14 protein-coding genes are annotated in these 17,968 nt (G+C 71.3%); 6 read left to right on the top strand and 8 right to left on the bottom strand.

What is annotated here, in order from left to right:
* Nucleotides 1-122 precede the first annotated feature (122 nt).
* Nucleotides 123-3,158 (bottom strand): excinuclease ABC subunit UvrA, encoded by a 3,036-nt coding sequence (gene uvrA / locus E4U92_RS12950; RefSeq protein ID WP_137300481.1) that lies wholly within the window; start codon nt 3,156-3,158, stop codon nt 123-125.
* A 234-nt stretch (nt 3,159-3,392) separates the two neighbouring features.
* Between uvrA and E4U92_RS12945 the strand changes: the two genes are divergently transcribed.
* From E4U92_RS12945 to E4U92_RS12925, 5 genes are all read left to right on the top strand, one after another.
* The gene (locus tag E4U92_RS12945) at nt 3,393-4,079 is read left to right on the top strand and encodes a maleylpyruvate isomerase family mycothiol-dependent enzyme (RefSeq protein WP_137300480.1); all 687 of its coding nucleotides are present in this window, start codon (nt 3,393-3,395) and stop codon (nt 4,077-4,079) included.
* A gap of 9 nt (nt 4,080-4,088) precedes the next feature.
* Nucleotides 4,089-4,745 (top strand): MBL fold metallo-hydrolase, encoded by a 657-nt coding sequence (locus E4U92_RS12940; protein WP_137300479.1) that lies wholly within the window; start codon nt 4,089-4,091, stop codon nt 4,743-4,745.
* A 358-nt stretch (nt 4,746-5,103) separates the two neighbouring features.
* Nucleotides 5,104-5,991 (top strand): ABC transporter substrate-binding protein, encoded by an 888-nt coding sequence (locus tag E4U92_RS12935; protein ID WP_137300478.1) that lies wholly within the window; start codon nt 5,104-5,106, stop codon nt 5,989-5,991.
* Nucleotides 5,988-6,869, top strand: coding sequence for an amino acid ABC transporter permease (locus tag E4U92_RS12930; protein ID WP_229862174.1), 882 nt, complete (start codon nt 5,988-5,990; stop codon nt 6,867-6,869). Before E4U92_RS12935 ends, E4U92_RS12930 begins: the two co-directional genes overlap by 4 nt.
* A gap of 20 nt (nt 6,870-6,889) precedes the next feature.
* Nucleotides 6,890-7,618 carry an amino acid ABC transporter ATP-binding protein gene (locus tag E4U92_RS12925; protein ID WP_137300528.1) on the top strand — a complete coding sequence of 243 codons (729 nt, stop codon included), beginning with the start codon at nt 6,890-6,892 and terminating at the stop codon, nt 7,616-7,618.
* 86 nt (nt 7,619-7,704) lie between these two features.
* On the opposite strand, the gene aroQ is transcribed toward E4U92_RS12925, so the two are convergent.
* Nucleotides 7,705-8,178 carry a type II 3-dehydroquinate dehydratase gene (gene aroQ / locus E4U92_RS12920; RefSeq protein WP_137300477.1) on the bottom strand — a complete coding sequence of 158 codons (474 nt, stop codon included), beginning with the start codon at nt 8,176-8,178 and terminating at the stop codon, nt 7,705-7,707.
* A 106-nt stretch (nt 8,179-8,284) separates the two neighbouring features.
* Here aroQ and E4U92_RS12915 point away from each other — a divergent pair, with 106 nt between their 5' ends.
* On the top strand, nt 8,285-9,331 hold the full coding sequence (locus E4U92_RS12915) for a S66 family peptidase (protein WP_137300476.1): 1,047 nt from the start codon (nt 8,285-8,287) through the stop codon (nt 9,329-9,331).
* A 33-nt stretch (nt 9,332-9,364) separates the two neighbouring features.
* Here E4U92_RS12915 and E4U92_RS12910 read toward each other — a convergent pair whose 3' ends face one another.
* From E4U92_RS12910 to E4U92_RS12885, 6 genes are all read right to left on the bottom strand, one after another.
* The gene (locus tag E4U92_RS12910) at nt 9,365-10,465 is read right to left on the bottom strand and encodes a calcium:cation antiporter (protein ID WP_137300475.1); all 1,101 of its coding nucleotides are present in this window, start codon (nt 10,463-10,465) and stop codon (nt 9,365-9,367) included.
* Nucleotides 10,466-10,613: 148 nt separating this feature from the next.
* A complete protein-coding gene (locus E4U92_RS12905) occupies nt 10,614-11,591 on the bottom strand; it encodes a TerC family protein (protein ID WP_137300474.1) in 978 nt (325 codons plus the stop codon).
* Between the two features lie 222 nt (nt 11,592-11,813).
* The gene (locus E4U92_RS12900; protein ID WP_137300473.1) at nt 11,814-13,862 is read right to left on the bottom strand and encodes a TerD family protein; all 2,049 of its coding nucleotides are present in this window, start codon (nt 13,860-13,862) and stop codon (nt 11,814-11,816) included.
* 50 nt (nt 13,863-13,912) lie between these two features.
* On the bottom strand, nt 13,913-14,491 hold the full coding sequence (locus tag E4U92_RS12895; RefSeq protein WP_137300472.1) for a TerD family protein: 579 nt from the start codon (nt 14,489-14,491) through the stop codon (nt 13,913-13,915).
* A gap of 193 nt (nt 14,492-14,684) precedes the next feature.
* Nucleotides 14,685-16,841, bottom strand: a complete 2,157-nt coding sequence (gene uvrB / locus E4U92_RS12890) for an excinuclease ABC subunit UvrB (RefSeq protein ID WP_137300471.1) — start codon at nt 16,839-16,841, stop codon at nt 14,685-14,687.
* 40 nt (nt 16,842-16,881) lie between these two features.
* Nucleotides 16,882-17,748 (bottom strand): MHYT domain-containing protein, encoded by an 867-nt coding sequence (locus E4U92_RS12885; protein ID WP_137300470.1) that lies wholly within the window; start codon nt 17,746-17,748, stop codon nt 16,882-16,884.
* Between the last annotated feature and the right edge of the window lie 220 nt (nt 17,749-17,968).

The following is a 17,968-nucleotide window of genomic DNA, read 5'->3' as shown; positions in this document are numbered from 1 at the left end:
CGCGGGGAGTTCCCGCGGGGCGCCGTCGTGGGTGCGGTGCCGCTGGTCGCGTCGGCCGCCCGGCCTTGCGGGCCTCGGGCCGCACGGGCCTGAGACCTCGCGGACCTCAGGACTTGCGGACCTCAGGCCTTGCGGGCCCGGGTCGTCTTCTTCGCCGGGCTCGCCTTCTTGGCGCCGGCCGCCTTCTTGGCCGTCGCGCCGTCGGCGGTGGCGGCGGTCCGGGCGGTGGCGGTCTTCTTGGCCGTCGCCTTGGCGGCGACCGTCTTCTTCGCCGCCGTCCTGCGCGGGGCCTTGACCGGCTCGGCGTCACTGATCCGGTCGGCGCCGAGGATCTCGCGCAGGAACTTGCCGGTGTGGCTGGTCGGCACCCCGGCGACCTCCTCCGGCGTGCCCTCGGCGACCACCACGCCGCCGCCCGCGCCGCCCTCGGGACCCATGTCGATGACCCAGTCGGCGGTCTTGATCACGTCGAGGTTGTGCTCGATGACGATGACCGAGTTGCCCTTGTCGACCAGGCCGGACAGGACCTTCAGCAGTTTGCTGATGTCCTCGAAGTGCAGACCGGTGGTCGGCTCGTCCAGCACGTAGACCGTGCGGCCGGTGGAGCGCTTCTGCAGCTCGCTGGCCAGCTTGACGCGCTGGGCCTCGCCGCCGGACAGCGTGGTCGCGGACTGGCCCAGCCGCACGTAGCCCAGGCCGACGTCCTTGAGGGTGTTGAGGTGGCGGGCGATCGCGGGGACCGCCTCGAAGAACCCGGTCGCCTCCTCGATCGGCATGTTGAGCACCTCGGCGATGGACTTGCCCTTGTAGTGGACCTCCAGGGTCTCCCGGTTGTACCGGGCGCCGTGGCAGACCTCGCACGGGACGTAGACGTCCGGGAGGAAGTTCATCTCGATCTTGATGGTGCCGTCGCCCGAACAGTTCTCGCAGCGGCCGCCCTTGACGTTGAAGGAGAAGCGCCCGGGCTGGTAGCCGCGGACCTTCGCCTCGGTGGTCTCGGCGAACAGCCTGCGGATGTGGTCGAAGACACCCGTGTACGTCGCCGGGTTGGAGCGCGGGGTGCGGCCGATGGGCGACTGGTCGACGTGCACGACCTTGTCGACGAGGTCGTCCCCGTCCACGCGCGTGTGCCGCCCCGGGACGTTGCGGGCGCCGTTCAGCTCGCGCGCCAGGTGCGTGTACAGGATGTCGTTGACCAGGGTCGACTTGCCGGAGCCGGAGACACCGGTGACCGCGGTGAACACACCGAGCGGGAAGGACACGTCGATGTCCCGCAGGTTGTTCTCGCGGGCGCCGCGCACCGTGAGCCGGCGCGAGGGGTCCAGCGGGCGCCGCAGGTCGGGCACCGGGATGGCCTTGCGGCCCGACAGGTACTGCCCGGTCTGCGACTCCTCGTTGGCGAGGAGCTCCTTGAGGGCGCCGCTGTGGACGACCTTGCCGCCGTGCTCACCGGCGCCGGGGCCGATGTCCACGATCCAGTCGGCGACCTTGATCGTGTCCTCGTCGTGCTCGACGACGATCAGCGTGTTGCCCATGTCGCGCAGCCGGACGAGGGTCTCGATCAGCCGGTGATTGTCGCGCTGGTGCAGGCCGATGGACGGCTCGTCGAGGACGTACAGCACGCCGACGAGGCCGGAGCCGATCTGGGTGGCCAGGCGGATGCGCTGGGCCTCGCCGCCGGAGAGGGTGCCGGCCGCGCGGTTGAGCGAGAGGTAGTCCAGGCCGACGTCGACCAGGAACCGCAGCCGCTCGTTGACCTCCTTCAGCACCCGCTCGGCGATCTTCTTGTCGCGCGCGTTGAGCTTCAGCTCGCCCAGGAAGTCCGCGCAGTCGCTGATCGACATGGCGGAGACCTCGGCGATGGACTTCCCCATGATCGTCACCGCGAGGACGATCGGCTTCAGGCGCGTGCCCTGACAGCTGGGACAGGGCACCTCGCGCATGTAGCCCTCGAAGCGCTCGCGGCTGGCGTCGCTCTCGGCCTCGCTGTGCCGGCGCTTGACGAAGGGCACGGCGCCCTCGAACGGCGTGGTGTAGAGGCGCTCGCGCCCGTACCGGTTGCGGTAGCGGACCTCGATCTGGGTCTTGTGGCCGTGCAGCAGGGCCTTCTTGGCGCGCTGGGGCAGACCGGCGAAGGGGATGTCGGTGCGGAAGCCCAGGGCGTCCGCGAGGGCGTTGATCAGGCGGGCGAAGTAGTCCTTGGTGTGGCCGTGCGACCACGGGTGGATGGCGCCCTCGTCGAGGGACTTGTCCTCGTCGGGGACGATCAGCTCCGGGTCGACCTCCATGCGCGTGCCGATGCCGGTGCACTCGGGGCAGGCGCCGAAGGGCGAGTTGAAGGAGAAGGAGCGCGGCTCCAGCTCCTCGAAGGACAGGTCGTCGTACGGGCAGTACAGGTGCTCGGAGTACATGCGCTCGCGCTCGGGGTCGTCCTCGGGGAGGTCGACGAAGTCGAGCACGACCATGCCGCCGGACAGGCCGAGGGCCGTCTCGACCGAGTCGGTCAGGCGCCGCTTGGCGGTGTCCTTCACCGTGAGGCGGTCGACGACCACCTCGATGGTGTGCTTCTCCTGCTTCTTCAGCGTGGGCGGGCTGGAGAGCTGGACCGTCTCGCCGTCCACGCGTGCGCGGGAGTAGCCCTTGGTCTGCAGGTCGGCGAAGAGGTCGACGAACTCGCCCTTGCGCTCGCGGACCAGCGGGGAGAGCACCTGGAAGCGGCTGCCCTCCGGCAGCTCCAGGACCTTGTCGACGATGGCCTGCGGCGACTGGCGCGTGATCGGGCGGCCGCACTGGGGGCAGTGTGGCTTGCCGATGCGCGCGAAGAGCAGACGCAGGTAGTCGTAGACCTCGGTGATGGTGCCGACCGTCGAGCGCGGGTTGCGCGAGGTCGACTTCTGATCGATCGAGACCGCGGGCGACAGGCCTTCGATGAAGTCGACGTCCGGCTTGTCCATCTGGCCGAGGAACTGGCGGGCGTACGACGAGAGCGACTCCACGTAGCGCCGCTGGCCCTCGGCGAAGATCGTGTCGAAGGCCAGGGAGGACTTGCCCGACCCGGACAGGCCCGTGAAGACGATGAGCGAGTCACGGGGCAGCTCGAGCGAGACGTTCTTCAGGTTGTGCTCGCGCGCGCCACGGACGATGAGACGGTCGGCCACGCCGGTCCGCACCTTTCTTGAGAGAAGAGACAGGGGCGGGGCCCCCGTCTCTTTCAGACTAGGGGGAGCCACTGACAACGCCGGTCGGATTCCCGGGTTGGTTCACTGGATGCAAACAATCCCCAGCCCTCCAGCATGCCCGACGCCACGCCCGACCTTATAGCACGCGCATTCGATTTACGGCCCGGCTTCACCACCTTCACCCGAAGGAGTGGCGCGGCTAGGGTCAGCACCATGATTGATCACGCTCATGACCTGGCGTCTGTACGCGAAGCGACCGACCGGCTGCTGACCGCGGTCGCCGCTCTGGACGACGCCGCCCTCGCCGAGCCGTCACGGCTGCCCGGCTGGAGCCGCGGCCACGTGCTCGCCCACCTCGCCCGCAACGCCGACGCCCTGGTGAACGTGCTCGAGGGCCGTCCGATGTACGCGTCCGGGGACGCCCGGGACGCGGACATCGAGCGGGACGCGCCCCGCCCGCGGGCCGCCCAGCTCGCCGACCTGCGGGCGAGCGGCGCCCGCTTCCAGGAGGCCGGCGCGGCCCCCGCGGACTGGTCCCGCACGGTGGAGCTGCGCAACGGTGTCACCGACTCCGCCGCGCGCGTGCCGTTCCGGCGCTGGATCGAGGTCGAGCTGCACCACGTGGACCTCGGGATCGGGTACGAGCTGGAGGACCTCCCGGCCGAGTTCACCGAACGCGAGATCGACTTCCTCGCCCGGCGGTTCGCCGGGAACCCGGACGTGCCGCCGACCCGGGTGACGGACGGCACACACGCGTGGACCACCGGGCGGGCCGCGGACGCCCCCGAGGTGACCGTCACGGGCCCGGCCGCCGACCTCCTGGGCTGGCTCGCCGGCCGCCGCGACGGCTCCGCGCTGACCGTCACCGGCGGGCCCCTGCCCACGCTGCCCCCGCTATAGGCTGCCGCCATGACGTACAGCGGAGAGGTGCGGGTCGGCGGCCCGGCGGACGTGCACGAGCTCAAGGACCTGATGATCACCAAGATCGCGGTCGGCCCGATGGACAACAACGCCTACCTGCTGCGCTGCCGGGCCACCGACGAGCAGCTCCTGATCGACGCGGCGAACGACGCGCACACGCTGCTCGGCACGATCGGTGACGACGGCATCGCGTCCGTCGTCACCACCCACCAGCACGGCGACCACTGGCAGGCGCTCGCCGAGGTGGTGGCGGCCACGGGCGCGCGCACGTACGCGGGGCGCGACGACGCCGACGGCATCCCGGTGCCGACCGACGTACGCGTCGACGACGGCGACGTGATCCGGGTCGGCCGGGTGGAGCTGGTGGCGCGCCACCTGGTCGGCCACACGCCGGGCTCGATCGCCCTGGTCTACGACGACCCGCACGGGCACCCCCACGTCTTCACCGGGGACTGCCTGTTCCCGGGCGGGGTGGGCAACACCCGCAAGGACCCGGAGGCGTTCGCCCGGCTGATCCGCGACGTCGAGACGAAGATCTTCGACGTGCTCCCGGACGAGACGTGGGTCTACCCGGGGCACGGCAACGACACGACGCTCGGCGCGGAGCGCCCGCACCTGCCGGAGTGGCACGCGCGGGGGTGGTGACGCACCGGGCGCCGTGTGACTGGTCGTGCAAAGGCGCCCGTCGGCGGCGGGGTGCGCGCGGCCGGTGACGCCGGCGCGCGGGGGTGGTCAACCGCCGTACGCGCGCCCCGTGTGAAGCGCGCGCACGCGCCGGTGGTCCACGCGCGCTCCCCTCGCGGGCCGTCACGCGGTCGACTGGGGGGAGCCCCGCGCGGGATGACGGCTCCCGCTCGGCAGGGCCGCCGGTCCACCTCATCCCCCGCCCTCGGCCGGCGGCCCGGGCGGCCGGCGTTCACACGGCCGCAACACCCGTTCCCACCATGCGGACAGATGATCGCATGACCTCGACAAACGGGACCCCGGGTGTCAATCTCCCGCCATGCACCCTGCTCCACGCGCACCGCGCCGTGCCGTCGTCGCCGTCACCGTCGCCCTGCTCGCCACCGCTGCCGGCTGCGCCCCGCAGCCCGAGGAGTCGACGAGCGCCTCGCCCTCCGGAACGACCGCGAGCACCGCCTGCGCCCCGGGCAAGCTGGCCACCCGGACCTCCGGCAAGCTGACCGTCGCCACCGACGAACCGGCGTACGAGCCGTGGTTCAAGGACGACAAGCCCGCCAACGGCCAGGGCTACGAGTCGGCCGTGGCCTACGCCGTGGCCCAGCGGCTCGGGTACGGCAAGAGCGCCGTCGTCTGGCAGAGCGTGCCGTTCAACAAGGCGTTCGCGCCCGGCGAGAAGACCTTCGACTTCGACATCAACCAGGTGTCCATCAGCGACGAGCGCAAGAAGGCCGTCGACTTCTCCTCCGGCTACTACGACGTGCGCCAGGCGGTCATCGCGCTGAAGGGCACGAAGGCCGCGCGGGCGAAGAGCATCGCGGACCTCAAGGGCCTCAAGCTGGGCGCCCAGGTCGGCACCACGAGCCTGGACTACATCGACGACGTCGTGCGGCCCACCCGGCAGGCGGCGGTCTACGCCAAGAACGACCAGGCCAAGTCCGCGCTGAAGAACGGCCAGGTCGACGCCATCGTCACCGACCTGCCGACCGCCTTCTACATCACCGCCGCCGAGGTGACCGACGGCACCATCGTCGGCCAGTTCGAGAACAAGGCCGGTACGCCGGAGCAGTTCGGCCTGGTGCTCGACAAGGGCAGCGCGCTGACCTCCTGCGTGACGGCCGCCGTCGACGCCCTGCGCAAGGACGGCACGCTGGCCCGACTGGAACAGCAGTGGCTCTCCGACGCGGTCGACGCGCCGGTGCTCAAGTGACCGTGACGGACGAGCAGTCCGGCGCACGGGACGCGTACGTCCCGTCGCCGCGGCGGCTGGAACGCGAACGGTACCGTCGCACGCGTGCGCGCCGCGCCACGGCCGTCGCCGCCGTGTCGACGCTCGTCACCGGCGTCGTGTTGTACCTGGTCGTCGTCAACGCGCCCGGCTGGCCGCGCACCCGGGAGACGTTCTTCGACGCCCACTACGCGCGCGAGGCGTTCCCGAAGGTCCTGGAGGGCCTCTGGCTGAACGTCCGGCTGCTGCTGGTGTGCGGCGCCGCCGTGCTGGTCCTCGGCATGCTCATCGCCATCGCGCGCACCCTGCGCGGCCCGGTGTTCTTCCCGCTGCGCGCCCTCGCCGCGGCCTACACGGACTTCTTCCGCGGACTGCCGCTCATCATCAACCTGATGATCGTCGTCCTCGGGGTCCCGGCGCTGCGCCTCCAGGGCGTGACCGTCGACCCGGTGCTGCTCGGCGGTACGGCGCTGACGCTGACGTACTCGGCGTACGTCGCCGAGGTGTTCCGCGCCGGCATCGAGTCGGTCCACCCCTCGCAGCGCGCCGCGGCCCGCTCGCTGGGCCTGACCAACCGGCAGGCGCTGCGGCACGTCGTGCTGCCGCAGGCGGTGCGCCGCCAGGTGCCGCCCCTGCTGAACGACCTGGTGTCCCTGCAGAAGGACACCGGTCTCGTGTCCATCGGCGGCGCGATCGACGCCGTACGGGCCGCGGACATCATCGTGGGCCGCAGCCTGAACTACACGCCGTACATCGTCGCGGGCCTGGTCTTCGTGGCGCTGACCATCCCGATGACGCGGTTCACGGACTGGGTGACGGCCCGGATGGACCGCCGGCAGGCCCAGGGAGGAGCACTGTGAGCGACGCGCCCGTGCTGCGGATGGAGTCGGTCCGCAAGACCTTCGGCGGCTCGGTCGTCCTGCGGGACGTCGACCTGGAGGTCGCGCCGCACACGGTGACGGCCCTGATCGGCGCCTCCGGCTCCGGCAAGTCCACGCTGCTGCGCTGCGCCAACCTGCTGGAGGACATCGACGACGGCGCGATCTGGCTGGACGGCGAGGAGATCACCGACCCGCGCGTCGACCAGGACGCGGTACGGCGCCGCATCGGCGTGGTGTTCCAGGCGTACAACCTCTTCCCGCACATGACCGTGCTGGAGAACATCACGCTCGCCCCGCGCCGCGTGCACGGCGTCCCGCGCGCGAAGGCCGAGGCACACGCGCGTGAGCTGCTGGAGCGGCTGGGGCTCGCCGGGAAGGCGGACGAGTACCCGGACCGGCTGAGCGGCGGCCAGCAGCAGCGGGTGGCGATCGTGCGGGCCCTCGCGGTCCGGCCGCGGCTGCTGCTGCTCGACGAGATCACCGCGGCCCTCGATCCCGAGCTGGTCGGCGAGGTGCTGGGCGTCGTCCGCGACCTCAAGGCCGACGGCATGACGATGGTGCTGGCCACGCACGAGATGGGCTTCGCGCGGGAGGTCGCCGACCAGGTGTGCTTCCTGGACGGCGGGGTGGTGCTGGAGCGCGGGTCGGCCGAGCAGGTGTTCGGCGACCCGCAGCAGGAGCGCACGCGACGCTTCCTGCGGCGGATCATGGAGGCCGGCCGGCTGTAAGGGGCGGTCGGGTCGCGGGGGCCCGGGGGGTGGCTGCTCAGGTGCTCACCCGTCGCCCGGGAGGCGGTGAGCGCCCGCGGAGCTGCTCACGCCTCGGCCAGCGCCGGTCCCGCCAGCGCGGCCACCCGCTCCACGCCGAACGCGTACCCCTGCACCCCGCACCCCGCGATGACCCCGTCGGCGCGCAGGGAGACGTAGGAGTGGTGCCGGAACGACTCGCGCCGGTGGATGTTGGAGATGTGGACCTCGATCACCGGCAGGCCGTCGCAGGCGTTGAGCGCGTCCAGGATCGCCACCGAGGTGTGCGAGTAGGCGCCCGGGTTGATGACGATGCCGCAGTGGTTCAGGCGTGCCTCGTGGATCCAGTCGACCAGTTCGCCCTCGTGGTTGGACTGGCGGAAGTCCACGGTGCCGCCGTGCGCGGTCGCCGTCCTGGCGCACAGCGCCTCGACGTCCACGAGCGTCTCCTTGCCGTAGATCTCCGGCTGGCGCTGCCCGAGCAGGTTCAGGTTGGGGCCGTTGAGGATCATGATCGGGGCGCTGGCCAGGGTGCGGGGCACGGTTCCTCCGGTCCGTCGGATGGGTGCGGTCGGCCGTACCGGACCGCTGCTCGGACCCCGGTTTATCACGGTGCGCCGCGGGGGCGCGGGCCCGTAGCCTCCCGGCATGACGACGCCCCAGCACCCGCCCAAGCCCGCTCCCGGCGACCGCATCGCCGTCATCTCCCCCTCCGCCGGGCTGCCGGGGCTCTTCCCGCGCCCCTACGAGCTGGGCCTGGAGCGGCTGCGCACGGTGTACGGGCTGGAGCCGGTCGAATACCCCGCCACCCGCACGATGGGGGCGACGCCCCGCGAGCGCGCCGAGGACATCCACGCCGCTTTCGCCGACCCGGACGTGACGGCGGTGATGGCGTCGATCGGCGGCGACGACCAGATCACGGTGCTGCCGTATCTGGACCGGGAGCTGATCCGGAGCCGTCCTAAGCCGTTCTTCGGGATGAGCGACAACACCAACCTGCTGGCCTACCTGTACGCCACGGGCATCGTCGGCTTCCACGGCGCCACCGTGATGGCGGCCCTGGGACGCCCCGGTGCCCTGCATCCGCAGACCGAGGAATCGCTGCGGGCCGCGCTGTTCACCCCGGGCGTCTTCGAGCTGCGGCCCGCCGACCGCTGGCGTGATGTGGACGGCGACTGGGCCGACCCGGCGACCTTCGCGGCCGAGCCGGAGACGCGGCCCGGCACCGGCTGGGGCTGGGTGAACGCCGACCGGGTGGTGGAGGGCCGCAGCTGGGGCGGTTGCCTGGAGATCCTGGCGATGCTGCTGATGGCCGACCGCGAGGTGTCCCACGACCTGTCCGTGTACGACGGCGGCGTGCTCCTGCTGGAGACCTCGGAGGAGATGCCGAGCGACACGGAGGTGTTCCGCACCCTGCGCAACATGGGTGAGCGCGGCCTGCTCCAGCGCTTCCCGGCCCTGTTGGTCGGCCGGCCCAAGACCTGGTCCTTCCAGCGGCCCCTCGGCCCCGACGAGGGGGCCCGGTACGCCGCCGCCCAGCGCGAGGCGGTCCTGCGCGCGCTGCGGGCGTACGCCCCGGACACGATGGTCGTCTTCGACGTGGACTTCGGCCACACCGACCCGCAGCTCGTCCTCCCCTACGGCGGCACGATCCGCGTCGACGGTCCGTCCCGGCGGATCACCGTCACCTACTGAGGTCAGCCGGGCCGCAGGCCCGCCGTGGCTCGGCTACGGGTTGATCGCCAGCTCCAGGTAGGCCGCGAACAGCACGAGGTGGACGCCCCCCTGCAGGGGTGTGGCGCGGCCGGGGACCACGGTCAGGGAGCTGACCACCACCGTCAGGGCGAGCAGCACCATGTGGGTGGGGCCCAGGCCGAGCACGAGCGGGCCGGACAGCCACACGGAGGCCAGGGCGACCGCCGGGATGGTCAGGCCGATGCTGGCCATGGCGGAGCCGAGGGCGAGGTTGAGGCTGGTCTGCACGCGGTCGCGGCGGGCCGAGCGCAGGGCGGCGATGGTCTCGGGCAGCAGCACGAGCAGCGCGATGATCACACCGACGACCGCTTGGTGCAGTCCCGCCGCCTCCACGCCCGACTCGATGGTGGGCGAGACGCCCTTGGCGAGGCCCACCACGCCGATCAGCGCCAGCCCCAGCAGGACGAGGCTGATCAGGGCGGTCCGGGAGGACGGCGCGCCGGCGTGGTCGTCGCCCGTGATGACCTCGCCCTGCCGGGTGACGGGCAGGAAGTAGTCCCGGTGCCGGACGGTCTGGGTCGCCACGAACAGGCCGTAGAGAATCAGCGACGACAGGGCCGCGAAGGTGAGCTGGACGGTGGAGAACTCCGGCCCCGGCTTGCTGGTGGTGAACGTCGGGAGCACCAGGCTGAGCGTGGCCAGGGTGGCGACCGTGGCGAGGGCCGCGCCGGTGCCCTCGGGGTTGAAGACCGCCGTGCCGTGGCGCAGCGACGCGGCGATGAGGGAGAGCCCGACGACACCGTTGCAGGTGATCATCACGGCGGCGAAGACGGTGTCCCGGGCGAGGGTGGAGCTCTTGTCCCCGCCGTCCGCCATCAGGGTCACGATCAGTGCGACCTCGATGATCGTGACGGCGATGGCGAGCACCAGGGAGCCGAAGGGCTCACCCACGCGGTGGGCGACCACCTCGGCGTGGTGGACGGCGGCCAGGACCGCCCCGGCCAGGACGAGCGTCACGACGGCGACGACCGCACCGGGCAGGTCGCGTCCCCAGGTGAGGACCAGCAGGACCACCGCGAGCACCGGCACGAGGAACGTCCACCGCTGTGTGAGCGACCTGAGCCGAGCGATCATGCTGCGATCGTCCCAGAGGGGCCCGGAGGTCGCACTCCGGCTGCTCGTGGCGGGTTCGGTGGACGAGGGGTGGCCGGTGCTCGCGGAGCGGCGATCGGCCGGCGCCGAGCGCCGCTCCTGGCGTTCCTGCTGCTGGGCCATGAACTCCTCAGACGTCGATGCGGTCCTTGGGCGCGGTCTCGGCCGCCTGCTTCTTCGTGGCCCGCAGGCTGGTGATCGTGGTGATGATCAGGACGGAGCAGATCACGCCGAGGGAGACGGGGATGCTGATCTCGGGGACGTGGACGCCGGACTCGTGCAGGGCGTGCAGGACGAGCTTCACCCCGATGAAGCCGAGGATCACCGACAGGCCGTAGCTGAGGTGGACCAGCTTCTTCAGCAGGCCGCCGATGAGGAAGTACAGCTGCCTGAGGCCCATCAGCGCGAAGGCGTTGGCCGTGAACACGATGTACGGGTCCTGCGTGAGACCGAAGATCGCGGGGATCGAGTCCAGCGCGAACAGCACGTCCGTGGTGCCGATCGCGAGCATCACGACGAGCATCGGGGTCATGACCCGCTTGCCGTTCTGCTGGATCCACAGCTTGGTGCCGTGGTAGCGGTCGGCGACGCCGAACTTGCGCTCGACGGCCTTCAGGAGCTTGTTCTCCTCGAACTCCTCGTCCTCCTGGTCGGCCCGCGCCTCCTGGATGAGCTTCCAGGCGGTCCAGATGAGGAACGCGCCGAACAGGTAGAACACCCACGAGAAGCTGGCGAGGATGGCGGCGCCCGCGGCGATGAACACGGCCCGCAGGACCAGCGCTATGAGCACGCCGATGAGCAGGACGCGCTGCTGGTACTGCGAGGGCACGGCGAACTTCGCCATGATCAGGACGAACACGAAGAGGTTGTCGACGCTCAGCGACTTCTCGGTGATGAAGCCCGCGAAGAACTCGCCGGCGGGCTGGCCGCCGCCGAAGAGCAGCAGGCCGACTCCGAAGAGTCCGGCGAGGGCGATCCAGACGCCCGTCCAGATGCCCGCCTCTTTGAGGGACACGTCGTGCGGTTTGCGGCCGATGAAGAAGTCGACCGCGATCAGGGCGGCGAGGCCCACGATCGTCAGGACCCACAGGGTCATGGAAACATCCACTGCGCCTCCGGCAGGACGTAACGGCAGGTAGTCAGCGTCGTTGCGCTGCCGGAGGTCTCTTCCACCCGCTAGGGCCGGCGTCCCGGGATCCCAGTGATCCGTACTGACGAGAGCGCCGCAGTCAGGGAGTACTCCCCTCCGTGCGGACAACAGTACCCCAATGACCAAGAAAGAGTAAAGTGCTTGGCAAAAGAAAGATCAAAACCCCAGCTCAGTAACCCTTTACGATCGCTTGGTGCGGGCGGCTGCGACCTGCCGCAGGACCGTCTCGAGCACAGCGCTGCCGGGCGGTACGAGCGCCGGCTCGTACGTCCAGGCGTGGCCGACCCAGGGATCGGCCAGATGGTCGTCGGGCACGGGAGTCAGGCGCAGCAGCGAACGCCACAGCGGATCCAGCAACGGACCGTAACCGGCGGCGTCCTCCCGGTCGGCCACCATCATCAGGTGCACACCGACGGCCGGGCCCTCGTCCGCGAGGTAGCGCAGCTGGGTCACGGCACGGTCGTCGAAGCCGTGCGGGAAGTCGTTGACGACGAGCAACTGCTGGGCGGTGTCGAAGTCGGGCGGCAGGGAGTCCGCCACGCCCCCGCGCAATGCCATCTGCACCAGGTCGACGCGCTGCGTCAGCCGGCCCAGGACGTCCGCGACCCCGGCCGCGCCGCGCGCCGGAGGACCCGCGAGCACCCCGGTGTGCACCAGCGGTCCGAGCGCCTGGGCACCCGAGCCCGCCGGGTCGATGACGTGGACGGTGAACTCGTCCGCGGGGTACACCGCGAGCAGCCGCGCCGTGTGCGCCACCGCCGACTCCACGGCCAGGCGGCGCCGCTCGTGGGTGTCGACGAAGGCGTCGTCGGCCATCGCCGTGCGCCCGCTGTCGATCCACAGGCCGCGCTCCAACGGCAGCCGGACCAGCAGCGGGATGCGCAGCCGGTCGCTCTCGGGCAGTCCGAGGTCGCCGAGGCGCAGGGCCATGGGGATCTCCATCGGCACCCGGTAGGAGTGCCACACGGGGTTGTCCCAGCCGGCGAAGGCCGGCGGCAGCGCGGGCTCGACGACGTCCGACTCGGCGACGAGCTGGGCCAGGTCGCGGTCGAGCGCCTGACGGGCCTGGTCGACGAGCTGCGTCTGGCGGGCGAGGGCCGCCTCGCGGGCCGCGTCGCCCTGGCCGCCGATCCGGCTGCGCGGATCGGACAGGACCTGGTCGATCTCCTTCTCCAGGCGCGACTCGGCGAAGTCGACGGCGCTGCGGTAGGCGGCCGTCGTGCGGGCCAGGTCCTCGAACATGCCCCAGATCTGGTTGTAGAGGCGCTCCTCCATGGACCAGCCGGTCGCGTCGCCCGCGACGGGCTGGGCGGGCTGCCCGGGAGCGGCCGGGGGCGCGGTCGGCGGGGGCGGAGGCGGAGCCGAGGTCCCGCGCCGCGGATGGCTGTAGTCGATCGGGCCGCCGGTGGCGGGACCGGCGGACGGCGGGGTGGGACCGGAGGTGGACGGGTCCGTCGGTGCCGGGCCGGACGGGTCGCCCGCCCCGGGGCCCGCGACCGGCGGGACGGACGGGGAGCCGGGGGCGCCGTGCGTGGTGTACGGCCCGACGGCGTTGTGGTGGCCCTGGGTGCCGTGCGGCGTGGGGGCGCTCGTATCCGGGCCGGGGGCGGACGCGGCCGTCTGCCGGGACCGGTCGCCGTCGGCCGTGCGCGGCGGCGGGGCCTGGACCGAGCGGGCGAGCCCCTGGGCCACGGCCTCGTGGATGCCGGAGGCGAGCTGCCGGGCCTGCGGCAGGCCCTGGTCGGTCAGGAGCTCGGCGAGTCCGCCCGCGTACCCCTGGCCGACCGCCCGCACCTTCCAGGCGCCCTGGCGCCGGTACAGCTCCAGGGCGACGACGGCCGACTCGCTGTCCAGGCCGGTGATGGTGTAGCTGGCGACCCCGCTGCCGTCGAGGCCGGTGACGGCGACGAAGGGGGCGGCGACGGCGCCGAAGCGGACCGGACCGCCGCCCGCCTGCGGAAGGGAGAGCAGGACGTGCACCCGGTGCACGGCCTCCGGCATCGCGTCCAGGTCGACCGCCAGACGGTGATCGGCGGCCGCCTGCCGGGAGACCTCCAGGCCGGGCAGGGTGGGCGTGCCGGGGTGGGCCACCCACTCGACGCCCCGCACGGTGCCGCCCTCGTCGCCGAGCGTCGCGGCGGCCACGACGGGCGTGCCGGCCGAGACCCTGATCTCGAGGTGGGCCTGGGAGAGCGGGTGGTTCTGCCCCCGCACCAGCTCGGCCGTCATCGCCTTCCCCCTGTGTCGCGTCTTGTGTTGTGGGTGCGGTCGCCGCCGTACTACAGCAGCGGCAGGATGGCCGGCATCAGGTCCTGGAAGGTGCGGCCGTTGGCCGGGGTGCCCAGGGCGGTCATCGTCCAGCCCGGGCCCGCGCGGTGGACCTTCGCCATGACCTGCGCCGTGTAGGCACCGCCGCCCGCGAGGGTGTAGCGGGCCAGCTCCTGGCCGTTGGTCTCGTCGACCAGGCGGCAGAAGGCGTTCTGCACCTCCTGGAACGTCTGGCCCGTGAAGGAGTTCACGGTGAAGACGATCTGGTCGATGTGGACGGGCACGCGCGCGAGGTCCACCAGGATGGCCTCGTCGTCGCCGCCCTGGCCGACACCGCCGACGAGGTTGTCACCGGTGTGGCGCACGGAGCCGTCGTCGCTCACCAGGTGGCGGAAGAAGACGACGTCGACGGGCTGCTTGTCGGCGAAGAGGACGGCCGAGGCGTCGAGGTCGATCTCCCGCGTGCGGGAGCCGAACAGGCCACGCCGGGGGGCCGCCTGCCAGCCGAGACCCATGCGCACCGCGGTCAGGCTGCCCCCGTCGTTCTTCTGCAGACTGATGGCCTGACCCTTGGTCATGTTGACGGTCACGCGCTGATTCCCCTCTCGAACGTCCCCTGTTGCCGCGGTCTGCGCGGTTGACCTGAACCCTACGCAAGGCCACTGACAGTGCCGTACCCAGGAGCGCACTTTGTGTCGGTCTTGCAACACAGGGCGTGCCCGGGTACGGCACGTCGGCGGGGGGCTCCCGCAACGGCCGGGTCCGGGTCGGACCGGCCGTCCGTCAGGCCAGTCCGGCCTCCTTCATCTGGCGCAGTTCCTTCTTCATCTCCGAGACCTCGTCGCGCAGCCGGGCCGCGATCTCGAACTGCAGGTCCGCGGCGGCGGCCCGCATGCGCTCGGTCATCTCCTCGATCTGCGCGGCGAGGTCGGCCGCGGGGCTGTCGGTCGGAACGGTCTCGCGGGCCTTGCCGTGGGCGGGCTTGACGGTCTTGGAGCCCTTGGCGCCCTTGAGCGACTTGTCGCCGAGCGAGGGCACCGGGGCCTTGGTGGGCCGGCCGTCCTTCTTCGCGCGGTAGCCGGTGCCGAGCAGCTGCTCGGTGTCGATCTCCTCGCGCCCGATCTGGGCGACGATGTCGTTGATCTTCTTGCGCAGCGGCTGGGGGTCGATGCCGTTCGCCTTGTTGTAGGCGACCTGCTTCTCCCGGCGGCGGTTGGTCTCGTCGATCGCCCGCTCCATCGCGGGGGTGATCTTGTCGGCGTACATGTGGACCTCGCCGGAGACGTTGCGCGCGGCACGGCCGATGGTCTGGATCAGCGAGGTGCCGGAGCGCAGGAAGCCCTCCTTGTCGGCGTCCAGGATGGCCACCAGGGACACCTCGGGCAGGTCCAGGCCCTCGCGCAGCAGGTTGATGCCGACCAGGACGTCGTACTCGCCGCTGCGCAGCTCCCGCAGCAGCTCGACCCGGCGCAGGGTGTCGACGTCGCTGTGCAGGTAACGCACCTGGATGCCCAGCTCCAGGAAGTAGTCCGTGAGGTCCTCGGCCATCTTCTTGGTGAGGGTGGTGACCAGGACGCGCTCGTCCTTCTCGGTGCGCTTGCGGATCTCGTGCACGAGGTCGTCGATCTGGCCCTCGGTGGGCTTGACGACGACCTGCGGGTCGACGAGGCCGGTGGGGCGGATGATCTGCTCGACGACGCCGTCCCCGCGGGACAGCTCGTAGGTGCCCGGGGTCGCCGACAGGTAGACGGTCTGGCCGATGCGCTCCTGGAACTCCTCCCACTTCAGCGGGCGGTTGTCCAGGGCCGAGGGCAGCCGGAAGCCGTGGTCGACGAGGGTGCGCTTGCGGGAGGCGTCGCCCTCGTACATGGCGCCGATCTGCGGCACGGTCACGTGCGACTCGTCGATGACCAGGAGGAAGTCCTCCGGGAAGTAGTCGAGCAGCGTGTTGGGCGGGGAACCGGGCAGGCGGCCGTCGAAGTGCATCGAGTAGTTCTCCACGCCGGAGCAGGTGCCGATCTGACGGAGCATCTCGATGTCGTACGTGGTGCGCATGCGCAGGCGCTGCGCCTCCAGGAGCTTGCCCTGCTTCTCCAGCTCGGCCAGCCGGTCCCCCAGCTCCTTCTCGATGTCGTTGACGGCCCGCTCCATGCGCTCGGGTCCGGCGACGTAGTGGGAGGCGGGGAAGACGTACAGCTGCTGCTCGTCGCTGATGATCTCGCCGGTGAGCGGGTGCAGCGTGGTGAGCGCCTCGATCTCGTCGCCGAACATCTCGATGCGGACGGCGAGCTCCTCGTACACCGGGAAGATCTCGATGGTGTCGCCGCGCACGCGGAAGGTGCCGCGGGTGAACGCCATGTCATTGCGCGTGTACTGGATGTCGACGAAGCGGCGCAGCAGCAGGTCACGGTCGATCTCGTCGCCGACCCTGAGCGGCACCATGCGGTCCACGTACTCCTGCGGGGTGCCCAGGCCGTAGATGCAGGACACCGAGGCCACCACGACCACGTCACGGCGGGTGAGCAGCGAGTTCGTCGCCGAGTGGCGCAGGCGCTCGACCTCCTCGTTGATCGAGGAGTCCTTCTCGATGTAGGTGTCCGACTGCGGGACGTACGCCTCGGGCTGGTAGTAGTCGTAGTACGAGACGAAGTACTCGACCGCGTTGTTCGGCAGGAGCTCGCGGAACTCGTTGGCCAGCTGGGCGGCCAGCGTCTTGTTCGGCGCCATCACCAGGGTGGGCCGCTGGAGCTGCTCGATCATCCACGCGGTGGTGGCGGACTTGCCGGTGCCGGTCGCGCCCAGCAGGACGACGTCCTTCTCACCCGCCTGGATGCGTCGGGCCAGCTCGGCGATGGCCGCCGGCTGGTCGCCGCTGGGCTGGTAGGGGCTGACGACCTCGAAGGGCGCCACCGTGCGTTCGATCTGTGAAACGGGCCGCATGCCATCAACCGTACGACCCCCCACTGACAACGGGCTCCGGTCAGCGGTTCTGGGGTGCGCGGTGCTCCAGCCGGAGGCTCCTGCGGCCGGGGCGCACGGCGGGCCGCCGCCCGGTCCGCGGGGCGCTCGCGTGGGCCGGTACGCCGGGCTTGTGCTCGGTGGGCGTCCAGTCGGGCCTGCCCGTCACCATCAGCGGGTCGAACAGGACGACGACCCCGGCGAGGCAGAGGAAGGCGAGCGGGCCGATCAGCATCGGCGCGAGGAGCGCGGCGGGCGAGTCCCCCGTGCCGGGTGCACCGGTGTCGTGCAGGTGGACGCTCATCGCGGCCATGCCCGTGTAGTGCATGCCCGTGACGGCGAGTCCCATGACGAGGCTGGCGCCGACGCTCCACAGGAGTCCCCGCACCTGTCCGGCCGCCCACAGGGCGGCGGTGGCGGCGGCCATCGCGATGACCACGGAGAAGCCGACGGTCAGGGTGTTGTACTCCAGCTGCCCGTTCAGCTCCAGACTGGCCATGCCCAGGTAGTGCATGGAGGCGATGCCGAGGCCGGTGAGGGTGCCGCCGGTGAACAGCGCCGTTCCGGAGGCGCCCTTGTAGCCGACGATGAAGATCCCGACCCCCACCATGACGATCGCGACGCCCAGGCTGGCGTACGTGAGGGGCTTGTCGTAGTGGATCGGCGCGCCGTGGACCGTGAAGCCCATCATCGCGACGAAGTGCATGGTCCATATGCCGGAGCCGATGGCCGCCGATCCGAGGGCGAGCCAGCCGGGGCGCCAGGACTGCGCGACGCGCATGGCTCTTGTCGTGCAGCGCAGGCCGAGCGCACCGCCGAGGCAGGCCATCAGGTAGGCCACCAGCGGGGTGACGAGTCCGTAGCTGAATCCGTCGACCGTGCCCTGCATGCGCGGCTGCCCTTCCGCCGTGGTGCTCGATGTGCCCGAAAGCGCCCCCCTCCCACGACCGCGCGGGCGGTCGTGGTCGACGCAGAGAGTATGACGGGCGCCGGAACGGTCGAACGACTCTCCGGCAAAGAAACACGACCTTGCCACATCTGCGGCGGGAGTGAACGGCCCCGGGCAAAGGCGTTCATCGTACGGCCGTGCCGTACCCCACCGTCGTTGA

The organism is Streptomyces galbus, from assembly GCF_005280195.1.
GTDB lineage: Bacteria > Actinomycetota > Actinomycetes > Streptomycetales > Streptomycetaceae > Streptomyces > Streptomyces galbus.
The sequence above is the reverse complement of the archived record's forward strand: the minus strand, read 5'-3'. Positions and strand labels throughout refer to the sequence as shown.

Coding starts and splice junctions, on each gene's coding strand:
- E4U92_RS12900 (WP_137300473.1), bottom strand. CDS start 13,862: ATGACGGCCGAGCTGGTGCGGGGGCAGAACCACCCGCTCTCCCAGGCC.
- E4U92_RS12940 (WP_137300479.1), top strand. CDS start 4,089: ATGACGTACAGCGGAGAGGTGCGGGTCGGCGGCCCGGCGGACGTGCAC.
- E4U92_RS12925 (WP_137300528.1), top strand. CDS start 6,890: ATGGAGTCGGTCCGCAAGACCTTCGGCGGCTCGGTCGTCCTGCGGGAC.
- E4U92_RS12885 (WP_137300470.1), bottom strand. CDS start 17,748: ATGCAGGGCACGGTCGACGGATTCAGCTACGGACTCGTCACCCCGCTG.
- E4U92_RS12935 (WP_137300478.1), top strand. CDS start 5,104: ATGCACCCTGCTCCACGCGCACCGCGCCGTGCCGTCGTCGCCGTCACC.
- E4U92_RS12915 (WP_137300476.1), top strand. CDS start 8,285: ATGACGACGCCCCAGCACCCGCCCAAGCCCGCTCCCGGCGACCGCATC.
- uvrB (WP_137300471.1), bottom strand. CDS start 16,841: ATGCGGCCCGTTTCACAGATCGAACGCACGGTGGCGCCCTTCGAGGTC.
- E4U92_RS12910 (WP_137300475.1), bottom strand. CDS start 10,465: ATGATCGCTCGGCTCAGGTCGCTCACACAGCGGTGGACGTTCCTCGTG.
- E4U92_RS12945 (WP_137300480.1), top strand. CDS start 3,393: ATGATTGATCACGCTCATGACCTGGCGTCTGTACGCGAAGCGACCGAC.